This window comes from Mycobacterium interjectum, assembly GCF_900078675.2.
In the GTDB taxonomy this organism is placed as follows: domain Bacteria; phylum Actinomycetota; class Actinomycetes; order Mycobacteriales; family Mycobacteriaceae; genus Mycobacterium; species Mycobacterium interjectum.
Genome location: NZ_LT546236.1, coordinates 586,366 through 601,953 on the forward strand (window position 1 = coordinate 586,366; position 15,588 = coordinate 601,953).

At 69.3% G+C, this 15,588-nt stretch carries 11 protein-coding genes; 6 read left to right on the plus strand and 5 right to left on the minus strand.

From position 1 onward, the window contains the following. Positions 1 to 4: 4 nt before the first annotated feature. Together BN4348_RS32775 and otsB are read right to left on the minus strand one after the other, a co-directional pair. Positions 5 to 823, minus strand: coding sequence for a universal stress protein (locus tag BN4348_RS32775; RefSeq protein ID WP_066908501.1), 819 nt, complete (start codon positions 821 to 823; stop codon positions 5 to 7). 150 nt (positions 824 to 973) lie between these two features. After that, positions 974 to 4,633 carry a trehalose-phosphatase gene (gene otsB, locus BN4348_RS32780; protein ID WP_066908504.1) on the minus strand — a complete coding sequence of 1,220 codons (3,660 nt, stop codon included), beginning with the start codon at positions 4,631 to 4,633 and terminating at the stop codon, positions 974 to 976. A 126-nt stretch (positions 4,634 to 4,759) separates the two neighbouring features. Between otsB and BN4348_RS32785 the strand changes: the two genes are divergently transcribed. From BN4348_RS32785 to BN4348_RS32805, 5 genes are all read left to right on the plus strand, one after another. Then, positions 4,760 to 5,647 carry a universal stress protein gene (locus BN4348_RS32785; RefSeq protein WP_066908507.1) on the plus strand — a complete coding sequence of 296 codons (888 nt, stop codon included), beginning with the start codon at positions 4,760 to 4,762 and terminating at the stop codon, positions 5,645 to 5,647. 90 nt (positions 5,648 to 5,737) lie between these two features. Continuing rightward, positions 5,738 to 7,147, plus strand: a complete 1,410-nt coding sequence (locus BN4348_RS32790; protein ID WP_066908601.1) for a bifunctional aminoglycoside phosphotransferase/ATP-binding protein — start codon at positions 5,738 to 5,740, stop codon at positions 7,145 to 7,147. A gap of 95 nt (positions 7,148 to 7,242) precedes the next feature. Next, positions 7,243 to 8,232, plus strand: coding sequence for an Acg family FMN-binding oxidoreductase (locus BN4348_RS32795; protein WP_066908510.1), 990 nt, complete (start codon positions 7,243 to 7,245; stop codon positions 8,230 to 8,232). A gap of 28 nt (positions 8,233 to 8,260) precedes the next feature. After that, positions 8,261 to 9,364, plus strand: a complete 1,104-nt coding sequence (locus BN4348_RS32800) for a 3-oxoacyl-ACP synthase III family protein (RefSeq protein WP_066908604.1) — start codon at positions 8,261 to 8,263, stop codon at positions 9,362 to 9,364. Continuing rightward, complete coding sequence (locus BN4348_RS32805; protein WP_066908513.1) at positions 9,348 to 10,229, plus strand: 3-oxoacyl-ACP synthase; 882 nt, start codon at positions 9,348 to 9,350, stop codon at positions 10,227 to 10,229. The genes BN4348_RS32800 and BN4348_RS32805 overlap by 17 nt, the downstream gene beginning before the upstream one ends. A gap of 162 nt (positions 10,230 to 10,391) precedes the next feature. Here the strand turns inward: BN4348_RS32805 and ppsA are convergent, their stop codons facing one another. Continuing rightward, positions 10,392 to 12,788, minus strand: coding sequence for a phosphoenolpyruvate synthase (ppsA, locus tag BN4348_RS32810; protein ID WP_066908516.1), 2,397 nt, complete (start codon positions 12,786 to 12,788; stop codon positions 10,392 to 10,394). Between the two features lie 110 nt (positions 12,789 to 12,898). Here ppsA and BN4348_RS32815 point away from each other — a divergent pair, with 110 nt between their 5' ends. Continuing rightward, positions 12,899 to 14,317, plus strand: coding sequence for a WS/DGAT/MGAT family O-acyltransferase (locus BN4348_RS32815; protein ID WP_066908519.1), 1,419 nt, complete (start codon positions 12,899 to 12,901; stop codon positions 14,315 to 14,317). Here BN4348_RS32815 and BN4348_RS32820 read toward each other — a convergent pair. Continuing rightward, a complete protein-coding gene (locus tag BN4348_RS32820) occupies positions 14,307 to 14,999 on the minus strand; it encodes a PAS and ANTAR domain-containing protein (RefSeq protein WP_066908522.1) in 693 nt (230 codons plus the stop codon). The genes BN4348_RS32815 and BN4348_RS32820 overlap by 11 nt on opposite strands. A gap of 77 nt (positions 15,000 to 15,076) precedes the next feature. Next, positions 15,077 to 15,526, minus strand: a complete 450-nt coding sequence (locus BN4348_RS32825; RefSeq protein ID WP_066908525.1) for an Hsp20/alpha crystallin family protein — start codon at positions 15,524 to 15,526, stop codon at positions 15,077 to 15,079. Positions 15,527 to 15,588: the final 62 nt, after the last annotated feature.

Below are 15,588 nucleotides of genomic sequence, written 5' to 3' on the forward strand. Positions count from 1 at the left end.
CCGGCTAGATCGTGCGACCGCGAGCGACCAACACCGAGCACCCGGCGGGGCCGGTCAGGTGCGGACCAGCCGGGCCGACCATCCGGGCCAGCTTGTCGGCGTCCTCGTTGCCCACCACGGTGAGCTGGACGGATTCCTGCGTGTGGGCGAGGAACTCCGCCGGTCCGCGCCGTGCGGCGGCCGGCATGACATGGACCTCCGGATACCTCGACACCCACCGGCCCAGCCGATGCTCCAGCTGGCGGTAGGGGACCTCGCCCAGCCCCCACCGCCACACCCCCAGCGCCAAGATGGGTGCCCGGCGCAGCCGCGCTTCGCGGAAACCCTCCTCGAGCACCGCGTCGTTGGCCGGCGAATCGTCGACCACGACGGCGACCCATCCGGCGTCCGACTTATGGCCGTTGCTCCGAACGACCGCCACCGGACATTGCGCTTTGCGGGCGACGGCGTCGGCGGTCGAGCCGAGGAGCTTGCGCGCGATGCGGCCGATCCCCACCGATCCCACGCAAATCATTGCCGCGCTGCGTGATTCGTCGACCAGGATGCCCTCCGGGCACCCGCGCACGATGTCGCATTCGACCTGGACCGGCTTGCCCGTGGCCTGCAGCGCGGCGTCGGCGGCGCGCAGGGATGCTTGGGCATACTCGACCTCCATGCCGTCATCGCCCGTCGCATCGGCGGGTCGGTCCTGGATGGCGTGGACCAGCCGCAGCGGGACGTTGCGGCTGACGGCCTCGGCGACCGCCCACAGCGCCGCGTTGATCGCCGCCTGTGAGCCGTCGATACCGACGACGACCCGTGCCGTTGCTTGCGGATGGTTCATGTTTCCTCCCGATCTGATTGGCCTCCCCCGAAGGACAGTCCCGGGAAACCGCTCTTGTGACACGTTATTGGCCCGCTGCGGCGTGTCAGCAGGGCCGTTCGACCCCCATTTCGGGGCATTGGTCCATCGCGGAGGTCGGCTGCCCGCCGCTCACGCCACCTCGATGCTGTGTCCGGGCAAGAGGCGCTGGACCCGGCCGCGACATTCGACCGTTATCGCTCCGCCGTTGCCGGATTCGGACGTCAGAACGCCGGTCCGTCCGCTGATCCGGAGATGGACCCGCTGACCGCGATAGACGAAAGGGAACTCGATGGGGCCGAGCGCCTCGGGCCAGTGCGGGCCGAGCACCAACCGGTCGTCGCGCGTCTCCAGCCCGGTGAAACATCGCTGTAGCAGATCGACGCTGCCGGCCATCGCCGCCAGGTGTATTCCCTCCGAGGTGGTACCGCCCTGGATGTCGACGACATCGGAACCCAGCACCTGGACGAAGTACCGCATCGCGTGGTGCCGGTGGGCACGGGTGAGAACCCACGAATGGACGATCGCGCTCAGCGTCGATCCGTCGGAGGTCCGCGACAGGTAATACTCGATCGTCTTCGGAATCTGCTCGGGCGCGAAGCGGTAGCCGAGCCGGCCGAACAGACCCAGCAACTCCTCGGACGACAGCAGGTAGAACAGCATCAGCGCATCGGCTTGCTTGGACGCCTTGTAGTTGTTCACGCTGTCGTTTTCGGCTTCCAGAATCCGATCGAGCCGCTGGATGTTGCCGTAACGCCGCCGGTAGTCGTCCCAATCCAATTCGTCGAGTTCCGAATAGCCTTCGAACTGGCTGATCACGTCGTCGTGGAACGGGACGAACATGCGCCGCGTGACGTGATCCCACCGATCGAGCTCGTCGGTCGTCAGGTCGACCTTCCCGACGAGATCGAGCCGGTCGCGCAGCGGCAACAGGTCCAGTGCGTCCATCGCGCGCATGATCACCCAGACCGCCATCACGTTGGTGTACGCGTTGTTGTCGATCCCGTCGTACTCCTTGCCCGGATAGCCCGAATGAAACTCGTCGGGCCCGATGATTCCCCGGATCGTATAGCGGCCGCGGGTGTCGTCGAAGGTGGCCAGGCCCACCCAGAATCGCGCGATCTCGACCAGCATCTCGGCGCCGTAGTCAACGAGCCACTGGCGGTCGCCGGTCACCTGGTAGTGCTGCCAGGCGTTGTAGGCGATCGCGAGGCCGACGTGATGCGCCCGTGCGCTGGCGTCCGGATTCCACCGTCCGGACTGCGGATTGAGGTGCACCTCCTGGCTCACCTCGCGCCCGTCGCTGCCCGATTGCCAGGGGTACATCGCGCCGAGGTACCCCGCGCGCCGCGCGGCGCGGCGCGCCTCGTGCAGCCGCCGGTAGCGGTAGAGCAGCAGCGACCGCGCCACGTTGGGCAGGCGCAGGCTCAGCACCGGGGAGACGAACAGCGCGTCCCAGAAGACGTGCCCGCGGTAGGCCTCGCCGTGCAGCCCGCGCGCCGGGACTCCGGCGTCGAGTTCGGCGGTGTGCGGCGAAATGGTCTGCAGCACATGCAACAAATGCAGCCGCAGGACCCGCAGCGCCGGTGTGCCGTCGGCGAGGCCGACGTTGCACTGCTCCCACAACCGGTCCCACGCCCGGGCGTGCTGCTGGTGCAGCTCGTCGTATCGCCCGGCCGCGTCGAGGTATTGCTGGGCGGCGCTGGCCGGTTCCGAGATGGCGGTGTCCCGGCCGGTGAAGATGGTCGCGACCTTCTCGCACGTGACCGACTGGCCCGCGGAGAGGGTGACGGCGATGTTGTGACCGCCGCGGTCGCCCTCGGCCACGGCGCCATACCGGGCGTCGGCCCGGGCGTCCCCGCACCACACGGTGGTGCGGGCCGCGACGGCGATCGAGATGTGCGACTGCGAGGTTTCGGTCCGCAAGAGCACCGAATCGGGTGTCAATGCGTCTATCGCCGGCGCGCTGAGATGTGTGCTGGACAACGACCGATAGCGCTCGACCATGGTATTTTGCACGCCACCATCCAGCAGCGAGCTGAACTCGACTGTGCCCGACCAGTTCTCGGCGCAGATGGTGGTCCGCATGGCGAGCAGGTGGGGCTGATGCATGGACGCGAAGCGCTGCTGGGTGAGTGTTGTGATCTGGCCCGAGCCGTCCCGGAATCGCAGGCTGCGGGTCAACGTCGCATGACGCAGGTCGAATGTCTGGCGATAGGACAGTATTTCGGCGTCGTCGACGTGGAACCACGCCCCGCCGTCGACGCGGAACGTCAGCGAGAGCCAGTTGGGCAGGTTGACGAGGCTCTCGTTCTCGATGGTCCGGCCCGCGACCCGGTCGGCCAGCGTGTTGTACACGCCGCTGGCATACGTGCCCGGGTAATGTGCCTCGGACGCGGCCGCCTCCGGTGCGCAACCGCGGCTGGCGACATAGCCGTTGCCGACGGTGCACAGTGCCTCGCGGAGCCGCTCATACGTCGGGTCGTAGCCCTCGTAGACGAGTTCCCAATCGTCGTCCGCTCTCGACCCCGCGGTGCCCAGGTCTTCGGCCAGCCGGCGAACGAAGTCGGTTACCGCGGACGGGTTTTCGAGGCTGAACAGCGCGGCGGAGGTGCGGTCCCCGTCCTCGTCGTCGCGCACCACGATGCCCAGGCCGTCGAATTGGACCGCGTCGAACGCATCCTCGTCGGTGATGTCGTCCCCGATGTAGACCGGCAACACGGTGCCGGGGTCGGGGGCGTCGCTGCCCACGATCCGTTGCAGGAGCCAACTGAGCGTCGTGCCCTTGTCCCAGTCCATGATTGGACGCAGCTCGATGGCCTTGCGGCCCGGGGTGGCCCGCAGGCCCTCGGAGCGGCCGAGTTCGCGGGCCGCCACGATCACCCGGTCGACGACGTCGGGATCGACATGGCGGTAGTGAATCGCGATCCCGAAGCGCTTGCGCTCCACCACTGTTCCCGGGACATCGCTGAGCGTCTCCGCCAGGCGGTCGGCGGCCCGGGCCAGCGCGCCGACGACGCCGGAGGCGGCCGCGTTCTGGTGGGTGGTGCCGTCCGGCGCCACCAATTCAAGCCCGTGGCTGCCCGCGTACCACACCCCGTCGACCCCGACCCGGCCGCGGAGATCGCCGACATCGCGGCCGCTGACCACCGCCACCGGACACTGCGCGGCCAGCGCGCGCAGCGCCTCGGCGGCGCCCTCGACGAGTGACGCCGAGCCGGGGTGCGCCACGATCTCGGACAGTGTGCCGTCGAAGTCGAGGAAGACCACCGGGAGCCGGTTCGCGGCCAATTCCTTCACCTGGTCGTAGGCCTGCAGGGCGTCGGTGATCCGCGACATGGCCGCCCCACCGCTTTTCACCGAGATCCCGGCGAGGTCGGCGACCACGGTGTCGGCCCCGCACGACAGCAGCTCGTCGGCGTCTCCGTTGCGCGTCAGCCCGATGACGAGGCCGAAGCCGGAGTCCCTGGCGGCCTTGAGACCGGCGGGGTCGCGGTCGATGACCACGCAGCGGACGGGGCGTACCCCCAGGCGGTTCGCGGTTTCGGCCGGGTCGCCGTCCACAACGCCCACCAGGTCGTCAATTCCGGCGGCGCGCAGGAGTTGCGCGCAATCGCGGCCGGGGGAGTAGACGGCCGTCGCGACCCCGGCATCCCGCAGCCGCCGCAGCAACGGGACGGTCGAATCGCGCGCCTCGGCGCGATCGGGCTCGGTCTCGGCGACGCTGCTGTCCAGGCCGAGGATCACAGCGTCGTGGTAGCGCCGGTCGACGGTGGCGGGCCATTCGGTCACATCTGTGACGATGCCACTTGGCGGCCCCGGTCAACGGGGCCTCATGTCCATGGGTTTGGGGACTAAAGCCTCATGATCGAGGACCGTTCGGCCAATAGCGTTTTCACCAGACTAGGGAGGAAAACGATGGCTACACCCATGAACCGCCACGGCATCGTCGTCGGCGTCGACGGATCGCCGGCTTCCAACGCCGCCGTCTGCTGGGCGGCCCGCGATGCGGCGATGCGGCACGTCCCGCTGACGCTGGTCCACATGTACAGCACCTACGTGCCGACGTTCCCCCAGATTCCGCTTCCGGCCGGGGTCACGGTATGGCAGGAACAGGACGGCCGGCAGGCCCTCGAGCAGGCGGTCAAGATCGCCGAGGACGCCGTCCAGGGCGACCACAAGCCGGCGATCAGCAGCGAACTGAAGTGTTCACCCCCGGTGGCCACGTTGGTCGAGCTGTCCGAGCAGGCAGAGATGGTCGTCGTCGGCAGCAACGGGCGCGGGGCGGTGGGCCGGCTGTTGCTCGGTTCGGTCAGTTCGGGCGTGGTCCAACACGCGAAGTGCCCGGTCGCGGTCATTCGGGACGAAGACCCGTTGATGCCTCACCCGCAGCAAGCCCCCGTGCTGGTGGGAATCGACGGATCGCCCGCCTCCGAGCTTGCGACGGCCATCGCCTTCGACGAGGCCTCGCGCCGCGGGGTCGACCTGCAGGCGCTGCATGCCTGGAGTGACGTCCAGGTGCTCGAACTTCCCGGATTCGACTGGGCCGTGGTGAAGGCCGAAGCCGAGCGCAGCCTGGCCGAACGCCTGGCCGGCTGGCAGGAACGCTACCCCGACGTCACGGTGCACCGGCTGCTCGTCTGTGACCGGCCGGCTCGCCAGTTGATCGAAAAATCGGAGTCCGCGCAGCTGGTCGTCCTCGGCAGCCACGGCCGGGGCGGCATCGCGCGGACGCTGCTGGGTTCGGTCAGCAACGCCGTCGTGCACTCGGTCCGGATGCCGGTGATCGTCGCGCGGTCGTCCTAGGACTTGGCAGTGACGCGCCCGGCGACGGACGCTGGGTCGGTGACCACAACCGCGGTGCCCTACATCGACGTGCACGAAACCCACACGGGCATGGTCGTGCTGGTGGGCGAGCGGGCGTTGAAGGCCAAGAAGCCGGTGCTGACCGACTTTCTCGACTTTCGCGCGCCCGAGCAGCGCGAGCGGGCGTGCCGGCGTGAAGTCGAGCTGAACAGCCGGCTGTCGCCGGACAGCTACCTCGGCGTGGCGTACCTCAGCGACCCCGGCGGCGGGCCGGCCGAACCGATCGTCGTCATGCGCCGCTACCGCGACGAGGACCGGCTGGCGTCCATGGTGAGCCGCGGTACCGGCGATTCCGTTCGGAGCGTGCTGGATGCCATCGCCGCGGCGTTGGCGCGGTTTCACGACGGCGCCGAGCGGAGCCCGGTGATCAGCGCCGAGGGCGAGGCCCCCGCGATCGACCGACGCTGGCGGGACAACCTGGCCGAACTCGACCGCTACGCCGGCACGCTGCCGCCCGAGTCCTTGTCGCGGGTGCGGCGCCTGGCCGCCGAATTCGTCGCCGGCCGTGGGCCCCTGTTCGGGCGGCGCCTCGACGAAGGGCTCATCGTCGACGGTCACGGCGATCTGCTCGCCGACGACATCTTCTGCGTGCGGGGCAAACCCGCGTTGCTGGACTGCCTGGAGTTCGACGACAAGCTCCGCTACGTCGACTGCGTCGACGACGCCGCCTTCCTCGCGATGGATCTGGAGTTCTTGGGCCGCAGGGACCTTGGCGAGCATTTCTTGCAGCGCTACGCCGCGCACTCGGGGCGTGCGGTGCCGCCGGCGCTGGCGCACTTCTACATCGCCTATCGCGCGGGCGTCCGGGCGAAGGTCGATTGCGTGCGGCTGTCACAGGGCAAGCCGGGGGCCGCCGGGGACGCCACCCGGCACCTCGCCATCGCCGTCGAGCACCTGGAAACCGGTCGCGTGCGCCTGGCGCTCGTCGGCGGCAACCCGGGCACCGGCAAGTCCACCGTCGCCCGCGCGCTCGCCGAACGGACCGGGGCGCAGGTGATCTCCACCGACGACGTGCGGCGCGAGCTGCGGGATTCGGGCGCGATCACCGGGGACGCCGGCGTCCTCGATCAGGGGCTCTATCACCCCGGCAACGTCGCGACCGTCTACGCGGCCGCCCTGCGGCGGGCGCGCCCGCTGCTGGGCGACGGGCAATCGGTGATTCTCGACGGCACCTGGCGGGATCCGCAGATGCGCGCCCGGGCCCACCGGCTGGCCGCCGAAACGCACTCGGCGACGGTGGAACTCAGGTGCGTGGCGGGGACCGACACGGCGGCCGCCCGGATCACCACCAGGGCACCGGGCAACTCGGAGGTGACCCCGGAGATCGCGGCCGCCATGGCCGCCCAGCAAGCCGACTGGGGCACCGCGCACCGGATCGACACCTCGGGGCCGCCCGGGGACGCGGCGCGCCAGGCCGTCGGCGTCTGGCGCTCCCCCTAGGAGCCGAACGCCCCGGTCGTTCGGGACTTACGGCCCTGTCAGCACGGCGAACCCCATTCTTAGTGTCGAACTCAGAGCTAAGTGGGGTGGTTGACATGCTGGTGAAGGCGCCGGACTCCGAGGTAATCCGGGACGCGGTCATGTTGGCCGGCCGCGCACCGTCGCTGCACAACAGCCAGCCCTGGCGGTGGGTCGTCCAGGGTGCGGGGCTGCAGCTGTGGGCGGACCCCCGCCGGATGATGCACGCGACCGACCGCACCGGCCGCGAATTGATCTTGAGTTGCGGCGCGGTGCTCGACCACCTCCGGGTCGCCATGGCCGCCGCCGGCTGGGACTGCGCGACCACCCGCCTCCCCGATCCGTCCGAACCTGACCTGCTCGCCACCGTCGAGTTCCGGCCCAGTGAGGCCGTGACGGAGGCGCAGCGACAGCGCGCCGCCGCGATCGGGCGGCGGCGCACCGATCGGTTGCCGTTCGCGGCACCCCCCGCGTGGCCGTCGCTGGAGCCGGCGCTGCGCCGCGCGGTTCTTCCCTACGACGTGATGCTGGACGTGGTGGCTGACGATGCGCGACCGGCGCTGGCGGAGGCGTCTGCGCTCACCGAGCAGCTGCGTCGCTTCGACACGTCCTACGTGTCCGAACTGCGCTGGTGGACATCGCCATTCGAGTCGGACGCCAGCCATGTGCCCGACAGCGCGCTGGTCTCCGGCCCGGAGGCCGCCGCGGTGGACGTCGCCCGCGCCTTCCCGCCGGCCGCCGAGGACCCGCACCGCTGTAGCGTCGACCACGACCGTTCCAAGATCCTCGTGCTGTCCACCCGCCACGACGACGCCCCGCTGGACGTGTTGCGCTGCGGTGAGGCGCTGTCGGCGGTGCTGCTCGAGTGCACCGTCGCCGGCGTCGCCACCTGCACCTTGACGCACATGACCGAGATGGCGATGAGCCGCGACACCATCGCCCAGCTCACCGGTACCGCCGGAACGCCGCAGCTGCTGATCCGGGTCGGCGCGTCGACGCTCAACGGCCGGCACATCGAATCCACCGCTCGGCGCCTGGTGACCGAGGTCCTCGAGTTCCGCGGATGACGGGCGGCCGAGACAGGAGGTATGGATGATGACTCGGCATTGGCTGGTGATGGAGACCGCCGGGGAGGGCGCTCCCGCCCCGTTCGTCGCCCGGCTGGCCGGCGCCGGCCGGCAGCTGCCCGAAACCCGGCTCACGACGGACGAATTGATGGCGACCACCCGCCACCGCACCCATATCGATCTGGAGCGGTTGACCGGGATCCGCGAGCGCCGCGTCTCCGTGGGCGACGAGGATTCCTACAGTCTGGCCACCTCGGCGGCGCTGAATTGCTTGGCCAAGGCGCGGCAGGATCCGGCCTCGCTCGACGTCGTGATCAGCTGCAGCATCACGAAATTCCGCGGCGGGCTCACCCAGTGGCTGGAGCCGACGATGAGCGCCGCCGTGGCCCACGCGATCGGCGCCACGCAGGCGATGACCTTCGACGTGTCGAACGCATGCGCCGGAATGCTCACCGGGGTAACGATTCTGAACAACTGGATCCGGCAGGGGATCGTCGAGCGGGGTCTGGTCGTCAGCGGCGAGTACATCTCGCAACTGAGCCACAACGCGGCCCGCCACATTCGCAACATCATGAGCAAGGAACTGGCCTGCCTGACGCTCGGCGACGCCGGCGCCGCGCTCCTGCTCGAGCGGGCGCCCGCGGGTTCCGCGGGGATCAGCCTCGCCGGCTTCACCACGGTGGCGGACTACAGCCGGCTCTGCCTGGCCTACCCGGAGGGCCACGACCCGGGTGCGCGGATGTTCACCAACTCCCGCGCCATCCAGAAGGCCGCGATCGCCAACACGCCGTTGCTGTTGAGCGAAGTGCTTGACGCCGTGGGCATTTCGGTACACGACATCGACCACGTGATCACGCACCAGACCTCGGCGCGCGCCATCCGCAAGGGAATGGCCCGCATGTCGGAGGCGTTCGGCGACAGCCCCCGGCACGACGCGGTGATCACCGTCGACCGATACGGAAACACGGCGTCGACCACCCACACGGTGGCTCTGGTCGAGGAACTCGAGGCCGGGCGCATCGCGCCGGGAGAAACGGTCGCGCTGCTGGCGCTGGCCTCGGGATTGGAGATCGGTGTGGTCTTGCTGACCCTGGATGAGGACTTGGTGAACCGCTATGGGCACGGTCATTGATCGAGTCGACCTCGCGCACCCGCGGCTGCGGGGCCGGCACAGCGCGCTGCACCTCGCGGTGACGGCCGCGAAGGATTGCCTGCACCGGGCGGGGTGCGACCCCGACGAACTGGATCTGGTTGTCAATGCCGGGATCTACCGCGACCGCAACCTGGGGGAGCCGGCGCTGGCCGCGCTGATCCAGGACGACATCGGCGCCAATCCCGAGGATCCGCACGCCGGTGCCCACGGCACCTTCTCCTTCGACGTCGCCAACGGCGCCTGCGGAGTGCTGACCGCACTGCACATCGTCGACGGGTTCTTGCGGACGCACAGCGTGCAGCGCGCGCTGGTGGTGGCCAGCGACGCCGATCCGGGACACGGGATGAGCGAGCACTTTCCGTTCTCGCCCGCCGGCGCGGCGTTGCTGTGCCGCTGGACCGACGACGACGACGGCCTGAGCCGGGTGTCCTGGGTCAACACCGACGAACCCGAGGCGTTCTCGGCCACAGTGGGATTCGCCGACGCGCGCAACGTCTTGCGGTTCAACCAGTCGGACGCGATGGACGAGCGATTCGCCGCGGCGGCCGCGTCGGCGGCACGGGCCTGCCTGGACGGCCAATCCGTGGGGCTGGCGGACATCGACCTGGTCATCGCCGCGCCGGCCCGGCCCGGGTATCGCGCCGCGCTGAGCCAGGCGCTCGGGATACCGATCGAAAAGGTCTGCGTCGCAGACGATCAGCGCATGCACACCGCCGCGCTGGCTGCTGCGTTCGAACCGCAGGCCGACAGGCTCCCGGCCGGCGCGCGGGTGCTGTTCATCGCCGCGGGCGCGGGCGTCACCGCCGGCGCCGCCCTGTATCGCCAACCGGAGCGGGTTCACTGATCACATCAGGCGCTCGAGCACCGTGGTCCGACCATGACGTGATCTCCATGTGTGGTATCACCGGCGCCATCGGAAATGAAAGTCACCTGGTCGGGCAAAACGGCATCGTGCGGGCCATTGGATGATTCCCAATTGCGGTATCACCGGCGCTACCACACACGTTCACTGCAGTGGCACCGCCTGGCGCTCCAGCTCGAGAATCTGGCGGGTGGTCTTCACCACCACGTCGGGGTTCAGGCTGATCGAGTCGATGCCGGTGCGGACCAGGAACTCGGCCATGTCGGGATAATCCGACGGCGCCTGGCCGCAGAGCCCCGAGTGGATTCCGTTGCGGCGGCAGCCTTCCACGGCCAGCCGGATCATCTCCTTGACGCCGTCGTCGCGCTCGTCGTAGTCGAAGGCGACGATCTCGCTGTCGCGGTCGACGCCGAGCGTGAGCTGGGTCAGGTCATTGGAGCCGATGGAGAACCCGTCGAAGCGCTGGGCGAACTGATCGAGGAGGATCACGTTGTTCGGGATCTCGCACATCGCGTACACCTCGAGCCCGTTGTCCCCGCGCCGCAGGCCGAGTTCGGCCATCGTCTGCAGCACCAGGTCCGCCTCGGCCACCCGGCGCACGAACGGGAGCATGATGATGACGTTGGTCAGGCCCATCTCTTCGCGGACCCGCTTCATCGCGCGGCACTCCAGCGCGAACCCCTCCGCGTAGGCCGGATGCGCGTAGCGCGAGGCGCCGCGGAAACCGATCATCGGGTTGCTCTCGGCCGGCTCGAAGGCGTTGCCCCCCAGCAGGCTGGCGTATTCGTTGGTCTTGAAGTCAGACATCCGGACCACCACGGGCTTCGGCCAGAAGGCGGCCGCGATCGTGCCGATCCCCTCGGAGAGGCGCTCCACGAAGAAGGCGCCGCCGTCGGGGTAGCCGTGGGTGAGCCGCCCGATCGTCCGGAGCGCCTCGGCGTCGCCGACCTTTTCGGGGTGCAGCAGGGCCAACGGGTGGACCTTGATGTATTCGCTGATGATGAATTCCATCCGGGCCAGCCCCACGCCGTCGTTGGGCAAGAACGACGTCTTGAACGCGAGATCCGGGTTGCCGAGGTTGACCATGATCTGGGTCCGGGGCCGCTGCAGGCCGGCCACCTCGGTGCGATCGACGTGGAAGGCGACCTCGCCGCGGTAGACGCGCCCGGTGTCGCCCTCGACGCAGGACACGGTGACGACCTCGCCGTCGGGCACGCTCGTCGTCGCGTCGCCCGCGCCCACCACGGCTGGGATGCCGAGTTCGCGCGCGATGATCGCCGCGTGGCAGGTGCGCCCGCCGCGGTTGGTGACGATCGCGGCGGCGATCTTCATGATCGGCTCCCAGTCCGGCGTGGTGATGTCGGCGACCAGCACCTGGCCGGGCTGGAAGTCCGACAGGTGCTCGAGGTGGTCGATGCGCTTCGCCACGCCCGATGCGACCTTCTCGCCGACCGAACGACCCTCGGCGAGTACCTCGCCCCGACCCTCGAGGACATAGGACTCCACCGTCGTCAGGCTGCGCTGGGAAGCCGCCGTTTCGGGGCGCGCCTGGACGATGTAGAGCTTCCCGTCGAGACCGTCCTTGGCCCACTCGATGTCCATCGGCCGCCCGTAGTGGCCCTCGATGGTGCACGCATAGCCGGCCAGCTCGAGCACGTCGGGGTCGGTGATGCAGAAGCGGGCGCGGTCGGCCTTGGGCGTGGGGACGTTGCGGGTCGTCTGCTTCGTGCCGCCCTCGACGAAGACCATCTTCACCGCCTTGTCGCCGATCAGCCGGCGCAGCACGGCGCGGTGGCCGGCCAGGTAGGTCGGCTTGTGGACATAGAACTCGTCGGGGTCGACGGCGCCCTGGACCACGTTCTCGCCGAGGCCGTAGGCGCCCGTGATGAAAACGACGTCGTTGAAGCCCGATTCGGTGTCGATGGTGAACATCACCCCGGACGACGCGAGGTCGGAGCGCACCATCTTCATGATGCCGATCGACAGCGACACCTTGAAGTGGTCGAAGCCCTGGTCGACGCGGTAGTGGATGGCCCGGTCGGTGAACAGGCTGGCGAAACAACGGCGGCACGCGTCCAGCAGGCTCTCGGCGCCCGTGATGTTGAGGAAGGTTTCCTGCTGGCCGGCGAAGCTGGCCGTCGGCAGGTCCTCGGCCGTCGCCGAGCTGCGCACCGCGAGGCTGACCTCCTCGCCGTACTCGGCCTGCAGCATGCGGTAGGCGGACACGATCTCGGCGGCCAAGTCGTCGGGAAGCCCGGCGCCGTAGACGATTTCACGGGCGCGCTTGCCTCTGCGCGCCAACGCGGCGACGTCGTTGGCGTCGAGGTCGTCGAGCTCGGCGTGCAGCGCGTCCCAGGCGCCGGCGCTGTCCAACATGTGCCGGTACGCCTGCGCCGTGGTGGCGAACCCGTGCGGGACGCGGATGCCCCGCCCGGACAGCTTCTGGTACATCTCGCCGAGCGAGGCGTTCTTGCCGCCGACCACCGGCACGTCGTCGATGCCGATCTCCTCGAAAAACCGAATGTAGTTGAACCCGCTCATGAGCCCCACGATATGACCCGCCGATGCCGCCGCGCTGCCGTCATTAGGCCCCGAAAGTTGAGGACTTCTGGCTCTCACCGCGGGGCCGCGCGGGGGCGGAAAGTAGCGAGATGGAGCAATTAACCGCGCTCGATGCGACCTTCCTGGAAGTCGAAGACGCCGATCCGCACGTGAGCCTGGCGGTCGGCGGCGTGTCGGTCATGGAGGGGCCCGCTCCCGACTTCGACGAGTTCGTCGCCGCCTTCGCCGACCGCGCGCCGACCATTCCGCGGTGCAGGCAGATCCTGCGGACCCACCCGCTGGACCTCGCCGCGCCCGAATGGGTGGACGACCCGCACTTCGACATCACGCGCCACCTGCACCGCCTCGCCCTGCCGCATCCCGGAGGGGACGCCGAGCTGTTCGAAACCATCGCCACCGTGATGGAGCGGCGGCTCGACCGCGAGCGCCCGCTGTGGGAGTGCTACCTCATCGAGGGCCTCAGCGGCGACCGATGGGCGGTGTTGACCAAGATTCACCACTGCATCGCCGACGGCATCGCGACGACGCAGCTGCTGGCGAGGTTCAGCGACGACGCCGATGATCGCGGCGGCACGTTCGCCACCGACATACGCGGCGCCAGGGAGCCGGACCGGTCCGGGCCGCCGAGCCTGCCCAAGCTCAGCCTCAACCCGTTGAGCTGGATCGGCGACCTCGGGCGGGGCGCGCTCGCCGCGGCGGCGACGGCCGAACACGCCGCCGTCGGCGCGGCCGAACTCACGGCAAGCATGTTCAGCCTCGCGCCGGAATCGTCGCTGAGCGGGCCCGTCACCACGATGCGGCGCTTCAGCGCGGCCCGCGTCCGGCTGGCCGACCTGCAGCGGGTCGCCCGGGCATTCGACGTGACCCTCAACGACGTGGCCCTGGCGGCCATCACCGACAGTTACCGCAAGATGCTCCTCGAGCGGGGGGAACGGCCGGGCCGCAACTCGCTGCGCACGCTCGTTCCCGTTTCGGTTCGCCCGACCAATCACTTCGGCATGACCGACAACCAGGTCTCGGCGATGCTGCCGTTGCTGCCGGTCGACGAGGCCGACCCCGTGGAGCAGTTGCGGCTGGTGCACGGCCGGCTCACCCGGGCCAAGGCCAGCGGTCAAAGCGAGGGGGGCAGCGCGCTGGTCTCGGCGGCCAAGAACATCCCGTTCGCGTTGACCGCGTGGGGGATTCGCTTGCTGGCGCGGCTGCCCCAGCGGGCGGTGGTCGCGCTGGCGACCAACGTTCCCGGGCCACGAAAGCAGCAATCACTGATGGGCCGGAAGGTGCTGGAAATCCTCCCGGTCCCCCCGATCGCCCTGCAGCTGCGCACCGGCATCGCGATGCTCAGCTACGCCGACGCGTTCATCTTCGGGATCACCGCCGACTACGACGCCGCGCCCGACATCGAGGCGCTCGCCGACGGCATCGAGAACGCCGTCGCGGCGCTGGTGAAGGCGAGCCGCACCCGCGGACGCAAGCAACCGGGGGCCGCGCGCAAATCCGCTACCCGGTGACCCGCCGGCCGTCGGGGTGGTGGGCGCGCCGATGCGCGGTCAGCAGCAGGTGATCGAACTCCGATTGCACGTTGAGAGCCAGGCCGGTGCCGCGGAAGTCTTCGGTGATCTGCTCGGCCAACACCCGCAGCTTGACGTTTGCCTCCTGGGACAGCCACCTGAGCAGGTTGAACGCGGCGTGTTCGTCGATGTCGTAGACGAGCATCAGCATGCCCTTGGCCTGCTCGATGCTGGCGCGGTGCTCGCTGATCTCCGCCAGCCGCGCGGTGACGACTTCCTCCTGCGCGCGCTCGGCCAGCGGTGAGACGTCGATGTAGAACCCGTGCGTCCCGATCACGTCGCCGGTCTCGTCGAAGAGCTGGTCACCGACGACGACGATGTGGCGGACTTTGCCACCCGTGTCGATGATCCGGTGGCGGGTGCTGAACGCCTCGCGGGTGTTGAGGATCTGGTCGATGGTGGCCGCGACCTGTCCGCGGTCGTCGGGGTGCTTGTGCGCGAGCACCAGGTCGGTGGTCGGCGTGACGCGGCCGGGTTCGTATCCGTGGATCCGCTGCACCTCCTCGGACCATTCCCACCGCTGGTCGGCGAAGTAGAAGCGGAACCACCCCACCCGTTGCGGCATGCCGCCGGCCAAGGCCTGCTCAACGTGTGGCGTTTGGCCGTTTAGCTGCCAATTCATCTCGGACCGCCTCCTCTGGTCGACACGTCGGCGGGGGCCGGGGGCGGCGCCGGACGGCCGCCCCGGCCGCCACCCGATCAGGCGTCAATCACCTCCCGCTTCGCCGCGTTGTCGTCAATGGCCCGGTGGCCGTTGCCGCGGCCGACGGAGATCTTGCGCGGCTTGGCCTTCTCGGCCACCGGAATGTGCAGCCGCAGGACCCCTTCGGAGTAGGACGCCTCGATCCTGTCGGTGTCGAGGTTTTCGCCCAGCACGAGCTGGCGGCTGAACACCCCGCGGGGCCGCTCGGTGGCGAGCATCTCGCGGTCGGGGTCGAGGGCCGGGCGCTCGGCGCGCACGGTCACCACGTTGCGCTCGATGTCGATGTCCAGGGAGTCGGCGTCGATGCCGGGCAGGTCGAACTCGACGACGAAGTGGTCTCCCTCGCGCCAGGCGTCCATCGGCATCACGGCGGGCCGGGCGGCCGTGCCGAACACTTGTTGGGTGAATCGATCGAGGTCACGGAACGGATCGGTGCGCATCAGCATGGCAGTCACCTCTCACTCCAATCTCTGACTCTGAAGCGGGCTATTTCCTATGTCCAATGACA